Annotated in this window: 15 protein-coding genes; 11 read left to right on the top strand and 4 right to left on the bottom strand. The window is 70.3% G+C overall.

The window, feature by feature from the left end; all coding sequences use genetic code 11:
- Positions 1–11: 11 nt before the first annotated feature.
- The 8 genes from AB0I45_RS12350 (at position 12) to AB0I45_RS12315 (ending at position 10,246) form a co-directional block, all read left to right on the top strand.
- Complete coding sequence (locus AB0I45_RS12350; protein WP_137319070.1) at positions 12–1,238, top strand: ATPase, T2SS/T4P/T4SS family; 1,227 nt, start codon at positions 12–14, stop codon at positions 1,236–1,238.
- On the top strand, positions 1,235–2,107 hold the full coding sequence (locus AB0I45_RS12345) for a type II secretion system F family protein (protein ID WP_247422997.1): 873 nt from the start codon (positions 1,235–1,237) through the stop codon (positions 2,105–2,107). Before AB0I45_RS12350 ends, AB0I45_RS12345 begins: the two co-directional genes overlap by 4 nt.
- 3 nt (positions 2,108–2,110) lie before the next feature.
- A complete protein-coding gene (locus tag AB0I45_RS12340) occupies positions 2,111–3,055 on the top strand; it encodes a type II secretion system F family protein (RefSeq protein WP_137319068.1) in 945 nt (314 codons plus the stop codon).
- Positions 3,056–3,189: 134 nt separating this feature from the next.
- The gene (locus tag AB0I45_RS12335) at positions 3,190–3,423 is read left to right on the top strand and encodes a hypothetical protein (protein ID WP_247422998.1); all 234 of its coding nucleotides are present in this window, start codon (positions 3,190–3,192) and stop codon (positions 3,421–3,423) included.
- 213 nt (positions 3,424–3,636) lie between these two features.
- Positions 3,637–4,077, top strand: a complete 441-nt coding sequence (locus AB0I45_RS12330) for a TadE family protein (protein WP_295686548.1) — start codon at positions 3,637–3,639, stop codon at positions 4,075–4,077.
- A gap of 39 nt (positions 4,078–4,116) precedes the next feature.
- Positions 4,117–4,662, top strand: coding sequence for a hypothetical protein (locus AB0I45_RS12325; RefSeq protein WP_247423002.1), 546 nt, complete (start codon positions 4,117–4,119; stop codon positions 4,660–4,662).
- Positions 4,663–4,751: 89 nt separating this feature from the next.
- Complete coding sequence (locus AB0I45_RS12320; RefSeq protein WP_295686556.1) at positions 4,752–5,198, top strand: pilus assembly protein TadG-related protein; 447 nt, start codon at positions 4,752–4,754, stop codon at positions 5,196–5,198.
- A gap of 2,648 nt (positions 5,199–7,846) precedes the next feature.
- Positions 7,847–10,246 carry an FtsK/SpoIIIE domain-containing protein gene (locus AB0I45_RS12315; protein ID WP_360318532.1) on the top strand — a complete coding sequence of 800 codons (2,400 nt, stop codon included), beginning with the start codon at positions 7,847–7,849 and terminating at the stop codon, positions 10,244–10,246.
- A gap of 39 nt (positions 10,247–10,285) precedes the next feature.
- Here AB0I45_RS12315 and AB0I45_RS12310 read toward each other — a convergent pair whose 3' ends face one another.
- Complete coding sequence (locus tag AB0I45_RS12310) at positions 10,286–11,371, bottom strand: GNAT family N-acetyltransferase (RefSeq protein ID WP_295686563.1); 1,086 nt, start codon at positions 11,369–11,371, stop codon at positions 10,286–10,288.
- Between the two features lie 72 nt (positions 11,372–11,443).
- Here AB0I45_RS12310 and AB0I45_RS12305 point away from each other — a divergent pair, with 72 nt between their 5' ends.
- Both AB0I45_RS12305 and AB0I45_RS12300 read left to right on the top strand, forming a co-directional pair.
- Complete coding sequence (locus AB0I45_RS12305; protein ID WP_295686565.1) at positions 11,444–12,388, top strand: purine-nucleoside phosphorylase; 945 nt, start codon at positions 11,444–11,446, stop codon at positions 12,386–12,388.
- Between the two features lies 1 nt (position 12,389).
- On the top strand, positions 12,390–14,387 hold the full coding sequence (locus tag AB0I45_RS12300; RefSeq protein WP_295686702.1) for a phospho-sugar mutase: 1,998 nt from the start codon (positions 12,390–12,392) through the stop codon (positions 14,385–14,387).
- Between the two features lie 1,010 nt (positions 14,388–15,397).
- On the opposite strand, the gene AB0I45_RS12295 is transcribed toward AB0I45_RS12300, so the two are convergent.
- On the bottom strand, positions 15,398–15,940 hold the full coding sequence (locus AB0I45_RS12295; protein WP_345031980.1) for a hypothetical protein: 543 nt from the start codon (positions 15,938–15,940) through the stop codon (positions 15,398–15,400).
- 633 nt (positions 15,941–16,573) lie between these two features.
- Here AB0I45_RS12295 and AB0I45_RS12290 point away from each other — a divergent pair.
- Positions 16,574–17,260, top strand: a complete 687-nt coding sequence (locus AB0I45_RS12290) for an HNH endonuclease signature motif containing protein (RefSeq protein WP_137319061.1) — start codon at positions 16,574–16,576, stop codon at positions 17,258–17,260.
- An 87-nt stretch (positions 17,261–17,347) separates the two neighbouring features.
- Here the strand turns inward: AB0I45_RS12290 and deoC are convergent, their stop codons facing one another.
- Together deoC and AB0I45_RS12280 are read right to left on the bottom strand one after the other, a co-directional pair.
- Positions 17,348–17,998, bottom strand: coding sequence for a deoxyribose-phosphate aldolase (deoC, locus tag AB0I45_RS12285; protein ID WP_295686574.1), 651 nt, complete (start codon positions 17,996–17,998; stop codon positions 17,348–17,350).
- Positions 17,999–18,420: 422 nt separating this feature from the next.
- On the bottom strand, positions 18,421–19,731 hold the full coding sequence (locus AB0I45_RS12280; protein ID WP_137319059.1) for a thymidine phosphorylase: 1,311 nt from the start codon (positions 19,729–19,731) through the stop codon (positions 18,421–18,423).
- Between the last annotated feature and the right edge of the window lie 337 nt (positions 19,732–20,068).

Raw genomic sequence — 20,068 nt, 5'->3', positions numbered from 1 at the left:
ACAGGACACCCATGGACGCCGCCGACATCATCGCCGCCGAGGTCCGCGATCTCATCCGGACCCGTGGCATCGACCCGCGAACCGAGCCCTCCCAGACCCGTGAGCTCGTCCTCCAGGTCATCCACGACTACGACGAGCGCACCCTCGCCGGCTCACTCCCCCTGCTGGCGAATCCCGAGGAGACCGGGCGGCGGATCTTCGATGAGGTCTCCGGGTTCGGAGTGCTCCAGAAATACCTCGACGACCCCGAGGTCGAGGAGATCTGGATCAACGCACCTCAGGGCGTGTTCATCAGCCGCCGCGGCATCAGCGAACTCACCCCGACGCTGCTCACCGAGGCCGAGGTCACCGACCTCATCGAGCGCATGCTCCGCACCTCCGGGCGGCGCGTGGACCTGTCGAGCCCCTTCGTCGACGCCACCCTCCCCGACGGTTCCCGACTCCACGTCGTCCTCCCCGACATCACGCGCACGCACCCAGCGGTGAACATCCGCAAGTTCATCACCCGCACGCGCAGCCTGCACGACCTCGTGGCCAACGGCACACTGCCGGCCAATGCAGCCGCCTTCCTCGACGCGGCAGTGATCGCGGGGGCCAACATCGTGGTCTCGGGTGCGACCCAGGCGGGCAAGACCACCATGCTCAATGCGCTCACCGGCTCGATCCCGGCCCGCGAGCGCGTCATCACCTGCGAGGAGGTGTTCGAACTCGCTGTCCCCGCCCGCGACTGGGTGGCCATGCAATGCCGCCAGCCCTCCCTCGAGGGCACGGGAGAGATCACTCTCCGCCAGCTCGTCAAGGAGGCGCTGCGGATGCGGCCCAGCCGCCTCATCGTCGGCGAGGTCCGCGAGGCCGAATGCTTCGACCTGCTCGTCGCGATGAACAGCGGCCTGCCCGGAATGGGGTCGATCCACGCGAACTCGGCCCGCTCCGCGGTCACCAAGCTCTGCACCCTGCCGCTCCTCGCCGGGCCGAACATCGGCTCGACGTTCGTCACCCCGACCGTCGCCGGCAGCATCGACCTCGTCGTCCACCTCCGCCTCGACCGTGACGGGCAACGACGCGTCGAGGAGATCGCCGCGATCCCCGGCGGACTCGAGGCCGGGGTCGTCGAGCTCGAGAACGTCTTCCACACCGATCACGACGGTGCGCTCGTCCGCGGGCCCGGCTTCACCCACCTCGGCGACCGCTTCGCCGCCGTCGGCAAGGACATCCACAGCATCCTGGAAGCCGCATGAGCACCTCGCTGGCGGCGGCGCTGTGCGGACTCGGCATCGGCTGCGGACTGTTCCTCATCTGGTGGTCGATGTGGGTCACCCCACCCCGCACGACTCCTCGGCCCCGGTTCCTCGTCGAGCTCGACGAGGCGCTCACCGTCGCCGGCTTCCCGCGCGCCTCCCCCGGTCACCTCCTCGTCGTCTCCCTCGCCACCGGCGGCGCGGTGCTCCTCCTCGCCCACCTCTTCACGGGTGCGGTGAGCATCAGCGCCTGCTTCGGCCTGTTCGCCGGTCTCGCACCGCTCATGATCGTGCGCCAGCGGGCCCGCGCCCGCCAGGTCGAGCGGCGCACGCTGTGGCCGGAGGCCATCGACCACCTCCATTCCGGGATCCGCGCCGGCCTGTCGCTGCCGGAGGCCATCAGCGGCTTGAGCGTCCGCGGCCCCGAACAGCTGCGCCCGCTGTTCACCGTGTTCGCCCAGGAGTACCGGGCAACCGGGTCGTTCGCCCTCTCGCTCGATCGCTTCAAGATCGCGTGCGCGGACCCCGTGGCGGACCGCATCGTCGCCGCCCTCGCCGTCACCCGTGAGGTCGGCGGCACCGATCTCGGGGTCATGCTCAAGACGCTGAGCCAGTTCGTCCGGGACGACTCCCGCACCCGCGCGGAGCTCCAGGCGCGGCAGAGCTGGACCGTCACCGGGGCACGTCTGGCCGTCGCCGCGCCGTGGGTCGTGCTCGCGCTCCTCGCCAGCCGCCCGCAGACCACCGCCGCATACAACACGCCGGCAGGGGCGACGCTGCTCCTCGTCGGCCTCGTCGTCTCCCTGGCCGCCTACACCGTGATGAAGCGGATCGGTCGCCTCCCGGCCGAACCGCGGGTCCTGAGGTGACTGATGGAGCACCTCAACCCCTTCAATCCCGCAGCCGTCATCGGCACCGGCCTGGTGCTCGGCCTGTCGCTCGCGTTCTTCGTGCTCAATCTTCCCGTGTTCCGCAGGCCGACCCTCGATGACCGCGTGGGCCCCTATCTGCGCGACCGCCCCCGCGTCGCCGAGCTCTACGGTCCCCCTGTCCCCACCGACGCCGGGATCCGGGGTGTCGCCCGCTCCGCCGTGCGGCGCCTCGGCCGCTGGCTGTCATCGCGACTGACCGTGGACGCGAGCGTCACTGCCCGCCTCGCTCGACTGGGCCGGAACGAGACGGTCGAGCGGTTCCGGGCGCTGCAGCTGCTCCTCGTCGCGGCCGGTCTGGTCGTCGGATCGGGGCTCGCGACCGTCGTCGCCGTCGGACGCGGATTCAATCCCGTGGCCTTCATCCTCATCGTCGCCATCTGCGGGTTGGGTGGGCACTTCGCCAACGACTGGCTTCTCACCCGCCGCGTCCAGCAGCGCGAGGCCCGGATCCTCGCCGAGTTCCCGACGATCGCCGAGCTCCTCGCCCTGTCGATCACCGCCGGCGAGGGCACCGTCGACGCGCTCGAGCGCTCGTGCCGGAGCACGACCGGGGAGCTCAGCGAGGAGCTCCGACTCACCCTCGCCGAGGCGCGGACCGGCACCCCGCTCGTCGAGGCTCTCGACAACCTCGGCAAGCGCACGAGCATCCCGAGCATCGTCCAGTTCGTCGATGGCATCGCCGTCGCGATCTCCCGCGGCACCCCACTCGCCGAGGTGCTCCGGGCGCAGGCAGCCGACGTCCGGGACGAGGGCCGCCGACACCTCATGGAGCTCAGTGGGAAGAAGGAGGTCGGGATGCTCGTGCCGGTTGTCCTCTTCGTCCTCCCGATCACCGTCCTGTTCGCCGTGTTCCCCTCCCTCGCCGTTCTCGAGCTCACGGGATGAGGTGACCTGTTCCTCTGCACACGCCCGCGACCCGATCGACTGAGCCCAGAGCAACTGAAACTGCGCCACCCGAGAACCGACCATCTGAGACCCGGTCGCCGCAGACCGGTCCCCCCTTGAGAAAGGTACCCACCATGACCACGAGGATCTTCACCCGTCTGTTCCTGTTCCTCACTGCCCTCGTCGCGCTCGATGATCGCGCGCCCGGCTCCCGCCGAGCGGCACGCAGCGATCGCGGCGACGTGCCCGGTTGGGTTCTCATCACGATGATGACCGCCGCTCTCGTGGTCGCCCTCTGGGCGCTCGCCGGCGAAGCGTTCACCTCGATGTTCCAGGACTCCATGGACAAGGTCCGCAGCGCCGGCTGAACCATGAAGAACCTCAGTTCCTGCCCACTGACCCGGTGGCAGCGGTGGCCGGGCAGCGGCAATTCCCGAACAGCCGGCATTCCGCGAACAGTCGACAGTTCCCGAGCAGCCAGCAAAGCCCGGGCCGCCGGCTCGGCCCGAACCCCCGGCATACCCCGACCTGCCGGCACCTGCCGCGAACGCCACCGGGCCGGTTCGGGGATCCGACTCGCTGTGCGTCCCGAGTTCGGTCCGGAGTCCCGTCCCGAGCCCCGTCGCGGTTCCCGCTCGGCCGCGCGCCCCGATGCCGGTTCCGCCGTTGCGGAGTTCGTCATGGTGAGCGGATTGCTGAGCCTGGTCTTCGTCTCGGTGCTCCAGCTGTGCATCGCCGTGCACGTGCGCAACACGGTGACGGACTCCGCCGTCGCGGGGGCACGCCAGGCTGCTCTCGCCGACCAGGAGCCGGCCGACGGCGCACGCCTCGCCCGGGCCCTCATCACCGCGGGGATCGGGGATGGCTATGCACAGGACGTCGAGGTCACCGAGTCCGCAGTCTCCGGGACGAACATCGTCACCGTCACGGTGACGACCCCGATCCCGGTGCTCGGACTCCTTGGACCGCAGGGCGTGTGGGAGCTCAGCGGCCGCGCGATCGCCGAGGACATCGAGGGCTGAGACGTGCCGACACAGCGACTCCCCCGGACCCGTGCGGCAGTGGTATCCGACCGCGGGTCGGCGCCCATCGAGTTCATCTTCGCCTCGGTCGTCCTCCTCATTCCCCTTGTCTACCTCGTGCTCTCGCTCGGCCAGGTGCAGGCCGGGTCCTACGCCACCCAGACGACGGCGATCAATGCCGCCCGGGCCGCCGCGCGCTACCCCGATTCCGCTGGCGCCCGGGCCGAGGCGATGGCGCGCCTCCATTTCGAGGACTTCGGTGTCGAGGATGCGCGCTGGGCGATCCGCCTCGAATGCAGCGGACCCTGTGACGAGGCCGGCTCGACGGTCACCGCGCACGTCGAGACCCGGGTCCCGGTCCTCGGTCTGCCCGCACTGTTCGGCCGCGATTCGGCCCCGCACGTCACCGTGCGCGCCGCGCACTCCGACATCGTGTCCCCGTATACGGCGTCTCCGAACGCTGCGTCTCCGAACACTGAGTCACCGAACACTGAGTCACCGAATGCTGGGTCCCCCAGTGCTGGGTTCGCGAAAGCTGGGTTCGCGAACGCTGGGTCGCCGAGCTCCGTGGATGCGGACCGGTGATCGCAATGCGCCGGTGGAGGAACTTTTCCGGGTTGCGTTCCCGTGGGCTGCGCACATCCGGGCAGGCTGTTCGCAGGCACGCCGGTGCAGTGCGGAAGCAGCGGCTCGGGACCGCGCTGTGCTCCGATGAGGGTTCGATCATGCCGCTGGCCGTGGGATTCACGACGATCGCGCTCGTCCTCGTCATCCTCGGCGCCGTGATCACCGACATCTACCTCGCGCATCGCAAGCTCTACGCGCTCGCGGACTCGGCGGCGCTCGCGGCCGCCGACTCGTTCGAGCCGGACTACGGTTCGGACCCGGCGATCATCTTCACCGATGTAGCCGTGCAGCGAGAAGCCGAGAGCTACCTCGACCGCGCGCAGGTGTCGTCCCGCTTCCGCGGTCTCGACGTCCAGGGCGAATCGCCGGACGACCGCAGTGTGGAGATCGTGCTCTCCGCGCGCTATCGCCCCACGCTCGTCTCCCCGTTCGTGCCCCGCGGTATCGAGCTGACCGCCACCGCTCGCGCCCGAGGCGCCCTCCGGGAGGGATGACGACCGACCTCGTCGGCTCGAGCCCACCTCGGCGTACGAAAGTGTGGACGGCCCGAGCCGCATCGGGGTCATTCCGCTGTGGACAGCGTGCCGCTGTCCACAGGCTCATCTTCGGCCTGGCCGTTGCAGGACCCCGACCATAGCCTCGGCGCATGCCCTCCTTGCTCGTCCACCTGCTCACCGGTTTCGATGCCCGGATCCTTCGAGTGGCTGCCCCCGGAGAGCATTCGGCACGGGCCGTGCTCTCGGCCCTGCTCGCCGCGGTCGACGAAGCGACGGAGCCGGGCGCACACGCACCCGGCACATCGGGAGCCGGCACCCACCCGCCCGCAGAGGAACACTTCGTGCCCGCGCATCCGAACCCCGAGGCAACGCCCTTCGCCCGCCCATCCACCACCATCGACGTCTCCGACTGCCGTCCGCGCGGGTGCCCGGGCGACCCGCCGACCCTCGACGACACCTGGCAGACTTGGTGTGCACGCGCCACCGCAGCCCTCATCGATCCCGAACCCGGAAGCCGAGGCGACCGGCTGGCGGGCACCGGCGGGAACAGCGGCACTCTCGTGGAATACTCGGCAGGTCCCGATTCAGGGTTCGCCCACGCGCTCCCGCCCGGCACCTGGAGCCTCGGGCGGACGTGCGACGCCGACCGCCCTCTTGCCGACCCCTTCCTCAGCCGCACCCCGCTGCTCATGGGAAACGGCCCCGGCGGGATCACGCTGGGCACGTGCGGCGGGGTCGAACGAACCGTCGCCGTCGACCCCGCAGGCCCGCAGTCGTTCCGACTCGGCAGCACCCGGGTGTCGATCCATCCCCCCGGCCCACCGTCTCCGCCGGGACCGGTGACCCTGCACGGACCCGAGCCGCCGGAGGTCCGACTTCCTGAGACGCCCTCGTGGACCTTCTACATCCTGCCGCTCGTCCTGGGAATCGTCCTCGTCCTCGTCACCGGAATGTGGTGGTTCCTGCTGTTCACCCTGTCCGGCCCGCTCACCGCCGGCGTGCGCTGGCGCATGGAGACCCGCCGGTGGAAGCGGGAATCGGCAGAATCCGTCGTGGAGTTCCGCCGAGCGCTCACCGAGCATGCGGCCGAGGTGACTGCGAGGATCGACATTGCGACCAGCACCGCTGCAGCGACGCCCCTGGAATCCGGGCTCGTCGTCCTCGGTTACGGTCGGGCTCTGAGCCCTGACACCCTGGCCGGTCTCCCCGGCGTCGACAGGGCCGACCGCAGAACTGATCGCCGGTCCACGCCGCCGGGGATCGCGCGTCTCCTCGACCGGTTCTCGGTGCCGGTCGCCGTGATCGACGGGCCCACGGGAGCCGTCACCGAGGCTGTCGGTTCACAGGTCGATCGACGGTCCCGCGACCGCCAAGCGGACACGACATTCGACCGTGATGCGGCCGGCAAGGGCGCGGAGAACACAGTGCCGGGCCGAAACCGTGCGGGTCGCCGCCGCGCGGACCATGGAGCGACAGGCAGAGATGCGGCGGGCGATGATTCGGCGGCCGTTGGCTCAGTCGGCAGTCCCCCGGTGGGCCGGGGATCGGTGCACCCCGTCCTCGAGGACTGTGCGCTGCTGTTCGACCCGAGCGCAGTCGACCTCGACGTCAGCGGAGTGCCGGAGGTCGTCGGCGATGTCGTACGCGCCGTCGTCGCGAGTGCCCGCGCCCTCAGACTGCCGGTGGCGTTCGCCGACAGCTCGGTCGCCGAGGTGTTCCCCGAGCTCACCGGGTACGGCGTCGACGTGGCCGCAGCCGATGGCTCGGCAGATCGGGTCGCCGGTTCCGGCATCACCATCGAGTTGGCGCCACGGATTCCTGCAGCGGTGCCGTCGGGATCCTCGACGGACCCCCTTGCGCCTGATGACCGAGCGAGGCGACCTCGCGTAACGGGCACCCGAGCCGGCTCCCCCACAGCGATGCTCGACGAAGCCCGCATGACATCGCTAGACAGCACAGAATCGCCTGTGCTTCCTGCGGTTCCCGCTCCGGTTCCGGCCCCGGCTCCGGTTCCGCACCGCCGAGATGATGACGACGGCCAGATCACCGTGTCCATCCGCTGCCCCGCTTCCACGGCGAGCCTCGGTGAGTCCGGGCGGTTCACCTCTCGTGCGACACCGCCTGGTGAGGTGGTGCCGCGATGGCGGATCGACTGCACGACTCCCCTGTCGACCGCCGAACTCTCCCTGGTCGATGCGCCGCGTCCGCGCCGCCACCCGGTCCCGCTCGGCGGAGCCATCGAGCTGCGACGCCTGCGCCCCGAGCGATTCCTCCAGCTCGTTCCCCCGCCCGCGGCTCCGGCCGGAGCTGTTCCCGCGTCCCGCACCCTCGACGAACTCCTTGCCGAGCTCTCTGCAGACCATGGCCACGAGCAATCGGATCCGGAGGCCGGCGCCTCAGGAGCCGGCGGGAGGCCGGCCATCGCCGACACATTCCTCATTCGCGGTCCGCGTGGGTCGACGGATTCCCGCGCCGGCCTCAGATCGTCACCCAGCGACTGGAGAAGCGCTTGGGGCTCGGTCCACGACTCCACGGCACGCAGAGATACGGCACGCAGCGGTACCGTGCCCAGGGGTTCCGTACCCGGAGGTTCCGTGCCCAGTGGGCCATCATCCACCGGATCGGCACCCACCGGGGCGACGCGGGTGCCGCTGGGATCCACGTCGACCGGAGCCCTGCTCGTCGACCTCGTCGAGGACGGCCCGCATGCACTCGTGGCCGGGACGACCGGCAGCGGCAAGTCGGTGCTGCTCCAGACCTGGGTCGCCGCGCTGTCCGCCGTGCTCTCCCCGGACGAACTGCGTTTCGTCCTCATCGACTTCAAGGGCGGAGCGGCGTTCGCACCGTTCGCCGAGCTCGCCCACGTCGATGCCGTCGTCGACAATCTCGAACCGACCCAGGCGATGCGTGCGCTCCGAAGTCTGCGGGCGGAGATCCTGCGACGAGAGGCCCTGCTCGCCGAGCAGCGGTGCCCCGACATCGATGCCCTCAACGCTGCGATCCAGCACTCCGACGACCGCACCGCGCTGCCCCGCATCGTCGTCGTCATCGATGAGTTCCAGGCTCTCATCCAGGACAATCCCGCCGGAGTGGAGATGATCGAATCGCTCACCGCGCTCGGCCGTTCCCTGGGCATCCACCTCATCCTCGCCACTCAACGGCCCTCCGGCATCGTCACCTCACGCATGAAGGCCAACATCTCCCTGCGCCTCGCCCTGCGCGTGCGCGACTCCGCCGACTCGATCGAGGTGATCGGAACCGACGCCGCCGCGCACCTGCGGCTCGACGACCCCGGTGCTGCACTCCTCAGCCGCACGGGGCCGCCCGAGCTGTTCAGGGCCGCGCAGGTCACCGTGTCCCCGGCTCAGCACCCGCCGGCCCCGCCGAGGGTGGATTGGACTGCTCTGCTCGGCCGGCGGGCGACGACCCGCAGCCCGGCGCCGCGCGACACGATGTCCGGTTCCGCCGCGCTGCCCGCCCCCGGACCGACGGCGGGAGCCGCGCTCACCGTCCCTGCGCTCGTCTCGGTCTCGCAGCACTTCATCGCCGGATCCACCGGCCGCACTCGGCGGCGGATCGTCCTGCCGCCGATGCCCGTATCGCATGCCGCGCTGTCATCCACCGACCTCGGACTCCTCGACTTCCCGGACGAGAACCGGACGGCGCGCTGGATATGGGATCCCGTTCGGGACGGATCCGTGATCATCACCGGCGGGCGCGGTCGCGGCACGAGCACGGCGGTGCAGTCGTTCGCTGCGGCAGCGGTGAGCACCGGCAGCCGCGTCGTGCTCCTCACCCGGGGCCGTTGCGACCGGACCGTCGAGGAGATCCTCGACACCAGGAACCACGAAGACGGCGCGGAGCCCGGTGAGCTCATCGTGGCCGATCACGCCGAGCTGTGGGCCGTCGAGTACCTCCTGGGGCTCCTCGAGACCGATGACGACCCGCGGCCCAGGATGATCTGCATCGACGATTTCGATGCGCTGCTCCGGACGCTCGAGGGCACCCGCAGGCTCTCGCGCCTGGAAGCGCTGCTGACGTCGGGTGCCGGGCGGTCCCCGACGGCGTTCGTCATCGCGGCCGGCCGGCGGATCCTCCATTCACCCATCGCCGCGCGGGCCCGAACGCGTGTGATCTTCCCGCCGGCCGATCCGCAGGAGACCGCGCACCTCGGACTCCAGACTCGGAGGTTCTCCGGAGCCTGGCCTCCCGGGCGCGCAGTCGTCCTCGGTCCCGTTTCGTCCTCAACCGGCCCGCAGGGGGCCGATGTCCAGCTCTCGCACACATGCTCTGACCGCGTTCCGCCTGTACCGGGCACCTCGATCGGGGCGGAGGGACACCACCGCGACGACACGGAGTGCCGCGGGGCCGGGTGCGATGCCGATCGAGCAGTGCCGATCCGCAGTGGCTCGCCTCGTGTTCGGGTGTCGGTGATCGATGCAGGTGGCTTCGGTCGCAACAGCGACGTGGACCACTGGGTGCACCGCTCGGCACGACGCCGTACGAGCGGTGCCGATCCGCATCGATCTGAGAGTTCGGCGACCGGGGCTGCTGGGATCATCGGCGCAGAGCCGGGCCGCGCCGCGAGCAGCGGTGTCGGGATCGGCGTCGGACCGTGCGGAGAGACCGTGACGTGGATCCCGGACATCGACGGTCCGGTCCTCAGTGTGCGCACCACCGCGGCCCTGACGCCGTTGCTCGTCACCGGTGTGGAGCAGGCGTGGCACGCAGCCGAGGTGAGGCAGACGCTCCTCGCCGTGCTCGAGGCGCACCTCACGGATCCATCGGACCTCACCACAGCCCTGAGGGCTCCGGCATGCGTCATCGGCTGGCCGCTCCAGCACACGCCGGGCTACTCGTCACCGCTCGCACGGGTCCCGGGGCTCGGCCCGATGCTCGTCATCGGTGCCCGCACCGCCGGGGAGCTCGCCGAGGTCGGATTGCGCGACCTCCCAGCGGGCCCCGGCGGTCAGACGCGCGGCTGGTACGTCACGGCAGAGCGCGCGATCCCCGTCGATGTCACCCGTCTGCTCGACCGCACCTGAACCGGGGTGTTCCGTACCCGGACCGGCCGGTCCTCGAGCTCACTCCGACCCGAGGGTCACGTACGTCTGCAGCACCCGCGCCTGGCCCGCCTCGAGCAGGCCGTCGACGAGGGCGCTGAGGACGGGCATCTCGCTCGTCACCTCGAGTGCGACCGGGGTGTCGACGCTGAGCCGGGCGAGCAGCACCGCCGCATCCCCGAGTGCCGACTGGAAAGCAGGGGCATCGGAGGCATCCGCGGCGCCATCGCCCACTGCGTCGGCCTGCGCGTCGTACATCGACCCGAGCGTGAGCTCGGTGGGCGGCAGCTCGGCAGTCGGCGACTCGGAGACCGGAGTCCTCGCTTCCACGGCAGTGTCGTTCTCCGGCTGGGCGTAGGACACCGCGAAGGTCGTCACCTCGCGATCCCTCCCCGAATCTGCCTTCCCCGATTCTGCCTTCCCGGAACCCGCAGCGCGCAGCAGCGCGGCACCGTGGGCGCCGGCGGCCTCGGAGAGGAACCGGGTGTTGACCTGGCCGATCGTCATCTCGGCCGCGGGATCCGCACGGTTGACGCCCGCATACCATTCGGCGAACGCCCGGGTCAGCGCCACCGAACCGGTCGCCGTGACCTCGAAGTCCTCGAGCCGGTCCGCCCCCAGGCTGCCGAGCGCACCCGGCGCCACCTCGACCACGCGCGTGGTGAACAGCGGCGCGAACCCGATTGCCCGCGCCGCCGCCTCACCTGCGGAGCCGGGTTCCACCCGGGCGCGCAGCGGCAGGTCCGCGAGCGCGGTGCCGGCGGCCCGCTCCCGCACGGCGGCGAGCAGATCCCGGCCGACACCTCGGCGGCGCTCGGATTCCGCGACCTCGACATGCACCCAGGCGCGCTCCGGGTGGGCTGGTGATTCGGTGATCGCGGCGGCCCCGACGAGGATGTCGCCCGCCCCCTCCGCGGAGCTCGTCCCCGAAGCGGAGTCTTCTCCCGTGCGGGAGGCGTCGAGCTCAGCGACGACGCAGCGCGAGACCGGGGATTCGGAGTCGGCGCGGAAGAGATTGCGCACCACGTGACCGGCCGGGGTCGAGGCGTCGTGGAACACCTCGTTGAGGGCGAGGTCGTCGCCGGGCGCGAACGGACGGATCGTCATCGAGTCACCTTCATCGTGGCGGGTGTGGAGCGGATCAGCAGTGGGCCGCCGACCTTTCGGTAGTGTCGTCCCATGACCGAATCTCAGCTTAGCGATTCCGCGCCCACCGAGCGCACAGACATCGGGTCCACCGGCATCGGGCCCGACGATGCCGGATCAGATGCCACCGGGTCCGACGCCACCGAGCCGAGCGCCCTCGCGGCCCGCGCCGCCGCCGTCATCAATGAGGCCGCCGGGGTCGACGCCCACGACATCGCGCTCGTGCTCGGCTCCGGGTGGGGCCAGGCCGCCGACCTCATCGGCGAGACGATCTCCGAGCTCCCCGCCGCCGAGGTCCCCGGCTTCCTCTCCCCCGTCGTCGCCGGCCACGGCGGCACGCTGCGCAGCGTGCGGGTGGGCGACACCGGGAAGACCGCGCTCGTGCTCGGCGCCCGCACCCACTTCTACGAGGACCGCGGCGTCCGCGCCGTCGCCCATGGAGTGCGCACCGCCGCCGCAGCCAGCTGCTCCACTCTCGTCCTCACCAACGGGTGCGGCGGGCTCAACCCCGACTGGGCACCCGGCACCCCGGTCCTCATCTCCGACCACCTCAACCTCACCGCGGCGAGCCCACTCGAGGGCGCGACCTTCGTCGACCTCACCGACCTCTACTCCTCCCGCCTGCGCGGAGTCGCCCGTGAGATCGACCCGAGCCTCGACGAGGGCGTGTACGCCCAGTTCCGCGGCCCCCACTACGAGACCCCGGCCGAGGTGCGCATGGCGCGCATCATGGGCGCCGACCTGGTGGGCATGTCGACCGCGCTCGAGGCGATCGCCGCCCGTGAGGCCGGACTCGAGATCCTCGGCATCTCGCTCGTGACGAACCTCGCGGCCGGTGTGTCCGATGAACCGCTGTCCCACGCCGAGGTCATCGAGGCCGGGCACGCCGCCGGTCCGCGCATCTCCGATCTGCTCGCTCGGATCGTCGAGCGGATCGCCCGTGAGCAGGCCGCACACATGACCGACGGTGATGCCTGAGATGGCGCGGGTGGCCGACCGCTTCAGCAGCGGCTTCGACGCACAGGTGGTGCGCGACTGGATCGCCGACGACCCGGACCCCGTCACGCGCGCCGAGCTGCAGGACCTCCTCGAGGCGGCCGTCGGGACCGCGGGGACGACGACGGCCGAGGCCGGAGACGGGCCTGCTCCTTCGGAACCCGTCTCCTCGGATTCTGCTGACCCGGCCGCCGAGGTTCCGGGCCCAGGTGCTCCGGGCCCAGGTGCTCCCGACGCCGCCACCCAGGCCCGCGCCGAGCTCGAGGACCGGTTCCTCGCTCCGCTGAGCTTCGGCACCGCCGGCCTGCGCGGCGCGATCGCCGCCGGACCCAACCGAATGAACCGCGCCGTGGTGATCCGGGCTGCCGCCGGCGTGTCCCACTTCCTCCGCGACACACTGGGCGAGGGCTTCACCGTCGTCATCGGTTGCGACGCCCGCCACGGCTCCGCAGATTTCGCGCGCGACACCGCCGCCGTGGTGACTGCGGCCGGCGGGCGCGCGATCCTGCTCCCCGCCCAGCTGCCCACTCCCGTGCTCGCACTCGCCGTCAACCGCCTCGGCGCCGATGCCGGCGTCATGGTCACTGCGAGCCACAACCCGCCGGCCGACAACGGCTACAAGGTGTACCTCGGCGAAGCGCCGCTGGCCGCGGTGCTCAGCGGCACAGAGGACCCGGAGGTCATCCGGGCGGGCGCCGGAGCGCAGATCGTGCCGCCCTTCGACGCCCTCATCGCCGAGGCGATCGCAGCGGTCCCGTCGGTCGCCGGCACGCCGCGCGCGGAGTCCGGGTGGGAGATGGCCGGGGAAGAGATCGTCGAGGAGTACCTGGCGCACATCGACGCGCTCGGTGAGCGCCGGCAGACGCCGGTGCGGATCGTCATGACATCGCTCCACGGTGTCGGCGGGCAGACCGCGCTGAGGGCCCTCGAACGCTGCGGCTTCAGCGATGTCCACGTCGTCGGATCCCAGGCGGACCCCGATCCCGAGTTCCCGACAGTCGCGTTCCCCAACCCCGAGGAGCACGGTGCGCTCGACGCGGCGCTCGACCTCGCAGCGCAGGTCGACGCCGACCTCATCATCGCCCACGACCCGGATGCCGACCGGTTCAGCGCCGCGATCCCGGTCGCAGCGCACGCACAGCACACAGGCTCGTCGCCGGGCCCAGCGCACGGAGACCCGACGGCTCCGGTGCCGCTGCCGGCAGATTCCTCACCTGCGGCCCCGAACGCTCCGGGGACCGCTGTGCGGACGTACCGGCAGCTCACCGGGGACGAGGTGGGACTCCTGCTCGGCGAACGGATCGCCTCGCGGGTCGACGTGGGTGGAGCCGCGGCGGTGCTGGCGAACTCGATCGTGAGTTCACAGGCGCTCAGCGCCGTCGCCGCTGCCCACGGACTCACGCATGCCAACACCCTGACCGGTTTCAAGTGGATCTCGCGGGTGCCCGGACTGGTGTTCGGCTACGAGGAGGCACTCGGGTACTGCGTCGCCCCACAGGCCGTGCGCGACAAGGACGGCATCTCGGCCTCGATCGTGTTCGCCGGACTGGTCTCCGAACTCGCCGGCGCGGGTTCCACGGTGGAGGCGGAGCTCGCTCGGATCCGACAGCGCGATGGCGTCTTCCTCACCGCCCCGGTCACCTTCCGCATGCAGGACACGGCGCTCATCGCCGAGGCAATGGAGCGGGTCCGCACGTTCCCGCCCGAGGTGCTCGCAGGCTCACCCGTGACGCGCGTGGTCGACATGGCCGAAGGACTCGACGCGCTGCCGCCGACCGACGGGGTCGCGATCTTCACCGCCTCCGGAGGCCGCGTGATCATCCGCCCCTCCGGGACCGAGCCCAAGCTCAAGTGCTATCTCGAGGTCACCGGCAACGGTGGGACCCGGGACAGCGCCGAAGGCGATGCAGGCCCCGTGGCGCACGCCCGTTCCGGGCTCGATGAGCTCGTCACCGCCGTGCAGGAGTACCTCGGGCTCTGACGCGCCGGGGACTCCTGCATACCTGCGGCCCGGTCATCTCTGCGCCGCTGTTGCACGTGGGGCTCTGTCGCACCTGGGACTCTCCCACATCCGGGGTGCCGTCGAGCCGCTCCGGCAGGGAGACGAGTCCGCAGGAAGCCGCGTGCCCGGATTCGTTCGGAGATCCCCCGCCGTGCCTGTGCGCGTCCGGCCACTCGCTCGCCGCTGTGCTCATCACCGCATTCACCGCACCCTGGAAGTATTCGAGCATCATTGCGTATACCTCTTCCATTCCTCTCTGTGATCTATTATGATTAGAACACAGCGAAAGGAACGGAGCAATGGCGATCGGATCAGCCCACGGGTTCGACTACCGTCTCTTCGCCGCGTGCGCGGCCGCCGGCACCATGGATCCACCCTCCGAGTATTCGGTTTCTACCGACCCTGCTCGCTTCGCCGCCCCCGGGGACCTCCGCGAGCTCGAAGCCCTGCTCGCCGGAGACGCGATGTTCGAGGGTCCTGCCCCGGCCGGGAATCCTGTCCAGTTCGCGAATCCAGCCCCGTTCACGAGTGCCCGCGATGTTGATGGGACTCGAACCGACTCCGGCTCTCCGTACGCTCCCCAGCACGACGACGGCTCCTGCCCATGGAACCCAGCAGACCGTCGAGGCGGTGCACCCTTGTTCGCGGAATCGGCCGTCCGCTTCGACCGGCTCCACGAGCGCGTGGCGCAGGTATCGCGCATTCGGGATGTCGCCGCCCTCGAAGAACTCGTCGCCGTCGCTCAGGCCTCGCTCGGATACCTCGCGATTACGCACAACCCGGACGAGATCCGTGCCCTGTTCGGACTGCCCGACGATCGGCGCAGCCGCCACGCCACTGCAGCGACCGGATCTGGTCCGGGATCGCCGCAGCAACCTGGATCGGAAGTGCACCCGGAATCAGCGTGGACTCCCGGCTCGGCGCAGCATTCGGAATCAGCATGGTCTCCGGAGCCGTCGCAGGGTGCGGAATCACCGCAACAGGCGTCATCACCGTTCCGGGCAGAAGTGCGTGCGGCGCTCAAGGACGGGTTCGATATCGCGCTCGCACAGCGCCTGAGCATGACGACCGCGCAAGCGACCAGCGCCGCCGCGGACAGCCTCCTCGCCTATTTCGGACTGCCGCTCATGCGGCATGCCGTTCACCTCGGCGAATCGACGTGGGCCAAGCTGCGCACGACGATGAAGAAGGCCCGCGATCTGCCGCTGGCGCTCGTCCGTCGTCTCGATGAGTACGCAGTCGGCCGGCCCCACGACCTCACACCGCATCGGCTGGGGATCCTCCTCGACCGGCAGGCCGCGCTGCTCGCCGGGCGCGACCACCTCGAGAAGGAACGTGCGCGCCACCGCACGGTGCGGATCGACCGGTGGCGCGACGGGACCGCCAGACTCACGCTCACCGGGCCCGTCACCGCTCTCGATGCCCTGTACCAGCGCACACGCGCAATGGCGAAGGCGATCTCGCTCAACCATGCCGATGCGTTCGGCCTCGACCGCAGTCGCCAGGCGATCGTCGACGCTCGCGCGCTCCACGAACTCATGTTCGACATCATCACGCGGGCCACCCCGACCGTCGATGTCACCGTCGTCGAACTCGATGGCCCGGCGCCGAACATCACCCCGCCCGCAACCACTTCTTCCTCTGCAGACACGACGTCTCAGGAGTCGTCGTGTACACGTGAGTCGTTCGGAGCTAGGTCGGGTTCAGGTCCCTCAGGTTCGGGTCCCTCGGGTTCAGGCGCCACGGATTCCAGCACCACGTCGGCAGAGACGACGTTCGCCGGCACCGCAGGTTCCGGCTCCTCTGGTTCCGGCTCCCCGGGTTCCAGCTCCTCTGGTTCCGGCTCCTCTGGTTCCAGCTCCCCGGGTTCCAGCTCCCCGGGTTCCAGCTCCTCTGGTTCCGGCTCCTCTGGTTCCAGCTCCCCGGGTTCCAGCTCCTCTGGTTCCGGCTCCTCTGGTTCCGGCACCGCGTCTGCGGACCGCTCCCGAACCGGTCCGGCGCTTTCCGGAGATGCACCCGCTGATTGCGCGCCCGACATCCCTCAGCCCAGCCATGCGCCATCGCATGGTTCCCCGTCGTCGAGCGATCCGAACGACTCCGATCACTCGCCGCCGACGGCAGAGGGATCGCCCACGCACCGCCATACGGCCTCGAGAACTCGACGGATGAAGCGATTGCGCGGGCTCAGTGAGATCCCCGACCTCGGTGAGACCGAGAACGCCTACATCCACTCCGTCACCCTCACGTGCCCCACACATGAGGAATGGCTGCGCCGGCAGGCTGCGGTCACCGTCACCGTGCCCGTGATGTCCCTGCTCGACGAATGGAGCTCGGTCGACGAGTCGAACCTGCCCGCGGAGCTCGACGGTACGTGCCCGATCCCGGCGGAGACCGCCCGGGACATCGTTGCTCGCGCTCCCCACCTCGAGCGGCTGCTCACCGACCCCATCGACGGCACCGTGCTGCCGATCGCCGCTACGAAGTACCGCATCCCGGATGCTCTCCGCCGCACCACCAGGTCACGCTGGCGGACGTGCGCGGCACCCGGTTGCGATGTGTCCGCCCAGCACTGCGAGATCGACCATGTGGTTCCGTTCGATCACGACGCTCCCGGATCCGGCGGACTCACGGTGGTCGAGAACCTCCAGCCGCTGTGCAAGCACCATCACGACATGAAGACCCGCGGCCGGCTCCTCGCCGATGCCCATGTGGACCGAACGGTGTGGCGAGCGTCCGGCGCGGACACGACGGTCACCCGTCCTCTGCCCGACCCGGTCGGATCCGAGCACGCAGCCCACTTCGAGGCGCACGATCCATGGACCTGGATCGACGACTATGAGTGGCCCGGATGAGCCCCTCCCGCCTGCGACCTCACGACCACTGCGCAGCTCGGGTGAGTTCAGGTGAACTCGAGCGGGTGCACTCCGACTTCCGGCGGGTCACTTCAGCCCGTCGAGCACCGCCCTCGAACCGGACAGACCCAGCCGGGAGGCTCCCGCCGCGATCATCGCCTCGGCGGCTTCCGCATCGCGGATGCCTCCGGAGGCCTTGACCCCCAGGCGGTCCCCAACGGTCTTCCGCATGAGTTCGACGGCGTGCGCGCTCGCGCCCCCGGCGGGATGGAACCCGGTCGAGGTCTTGACGAAGTCGGCTCCCGCAGCCTCGGACCGACGGCACGCCTCGACGATCTCCTCGTCAGTGAGCGCCGCCGACTCGATGATGACCTTGACGAGCGCTCCACCGGAGGCCTCGACGACGGCCCGGATGTCCGCCTCGACCCCGTCGAAGCCCCCGGCCTTCGCCAGGCCCAGGTTGATCACCATGTCGACCTCGTCGGCACCGTCGGCCACGGCCCGCTTCGCTTCTGCCGCTTTGACCTCGGACGCGTGCGCACCGGATGGGAAACCGCACACCGTCGCGACCACGAGGTCACCGGTGTCTGCGAGCGGCAGCCGGCTCGGCGACACGCACACTGCCAGAACGCCGAGGTCACGGGCCTCGGCGACGAGCGCGGCGACGTCCTCAGCCGTGCTCTCCGGCTTGAGCAGCGTGTGGTCGATGAGGGCGGCGGCATCAGCGCGAGAGGTCATGGTGTTCTCCATTCGGTTCGGTTCTCAGTGGTGAAGTTCATGGGGTGAAGCTCGGGCCGTCCAGCTCGAGCAGGTGTTCGGAAGGAGCCGTTCAGCAGGCGGGACTCGTCAGGAACCGTCCAGCTCGAGCAGGTGTTCGGCAGGAGCCGTTCGGCAGGCGGGACTCGGCAGAAGAGTTTCGACAGGCTGTACTCGGTAGCCGGCATTCGGCAGGAGACGTTCGGCAATACGCGTTCGACAGCCGGCGTTCACCGGAGCGACGCTCGACGAGCGGCGTCCGCCAGGTGCATCCGCCTGTCGCCCACAACGGAGCTTGCAGCTCATCAACCCTGCCCGTCCGTCCTGTTCATGCGTCCTGCTCATGCGCCCTGCTGCCCGTCCGCTCAGCTCATGCGCTCGACTCATCCGCCCTGCCCGTTCGCTCAGCCGATGCGCTCGAGGACGATCGATGCGGCTGCGGCGTCGGCACCCTCCGCAGCCGGTTCGACGACGATCGCCCCGGCGAGCGATTCCTCGGCGCGGGCGAAGCGGGCCGGTTCGTCGGTATGGAGGGTGAGGATCGGCTGCCCCTTGCGCACGGCCTCGCCCGGCTTGACGTGGATCTCGATGCCGGCTCCGGCCTGCACCGGGTCCTCCTTCTTCGCGCGTCCGGCTCCCAGGCGCCACGACGCCATCCCGACGGCCAGCGCATCGAGCTCCATGAGGACCCCGTCGGACTCGGCAACCACCTCCGAGGTCTCCTGCGCCCGCGGCAGATCGGCATCCGGATCGCCGCCCTGGCGCTCGATCATCGTCTTCCACACATCCATCGCGCGGCCGTCCGTGAGCGCGGCGCGCACATCGACATCGTTCGTCCCCGCCAGGCGGAGCATCTCCTCGGCGAGCGCCACGGTGAGGTCGACGACATCGGCGGGCCCGCCGCCGGCGAGCACCTCGACGGCTTCTCGCACCTCGAGTGCGTTGCCCACCGTCATACCGAGCGGCGTGGACATGTCGGTGAGCAACGCGCTCGTCCGCACCCCGGCGTTGCGGCCGAGCGTCACCATGGTCTCGGCCAGGCGCTTCGCCGAGGCGTGATCCTTCATGAATGCCCCGGAACCGACTTTGACGTCGAGGACGAGGGAACCGGTGCCCTCGGCGATCTTCTTCGACATGATCGACGAGGCGATGAGCGGGATCGCCTCCACCGTCGAGGTGATGTCGCGCAGGGCGTAGAGCTTCTTGTCGGCCGGAGCCAGACCCGCGCCGGCCGCGCAGATCACTGCTCCCGGATCGCGCAGCATCGCGAGCATCTCGTCATTGCTCAGGTCGGCGCGCCAGCCGGGGATCGCCTCGAGCTTGTCGAGCGTGCCGCCGGTGTGGCCGAGACCGCGGCCGGAGAGCTGCGGCACCGCCACCCCGAACACGGCGACGAGGGGTGCGAGCGGCAGGGTGATCTTGTCGCCGACCCCGCCGGTGGAATGCTTGTCGGCGGTGGGGCGGTCGAGCCCGGAGAAGTCCATGGTCTCCCCCGAGGCGATCATCGCGTGGGTCCAGGCGCTGATCTCCTCGTCGGTCATGCCGTTGAGGTAGACCGCCATCGCGAGCGCGGACATCTGCTCATCGGCGACGACGCCGCGGGTGTAGGCGTCGATCACCCAGTCGATCTGAGCGGGGCTCAGCACCTGGTCGTCGCGCTTGGCCCGAATAACATCGACGGCGTCGAAGGCCTCGAGCGGGGTGGAGTTCGGCATGCTTCCTTCCGTGGTGCGTGGTCATGGCGGGTGTCGGTCCGGCGGATCCGCAGCCGCGGCGGCCGGTGAGCGGCGTGTCCGGTAGATCGTGATGGTCGGCGGGCTGTGATGGTCCGGTCTCCGGGTCGGCCCCGGGTCGGAGACCGGCTGGCCTCGGGTGGGTCCGCGTCACAGACCCTCGTGCCCCGAACGGGGCCGCGGCACCGAGGCCGAGGTGGCACTGGCACCAGTCTGCCCCATCGCCTGGCCGCGAGTCGTGCAGGATGTCTGCGAGTGCGGTCATCACCGGTTCGGATCGCACCTCACCCGCCGGTTTCTATGCGTCGCGCTATACCTC

The organism is Brevibacterium sp. NPDC049920 (genome assembly GCF_040656435.1).
Lineage (GTDB): Bacteria > Actinomycetota > Actinomycetes > Actinomycetales > Brevibacteriaceae > Brevibacterium > Brevibacterium pityocampae.
This window is presented reverse-complemented; position numbering and strand designations above follow the sequence as displayed.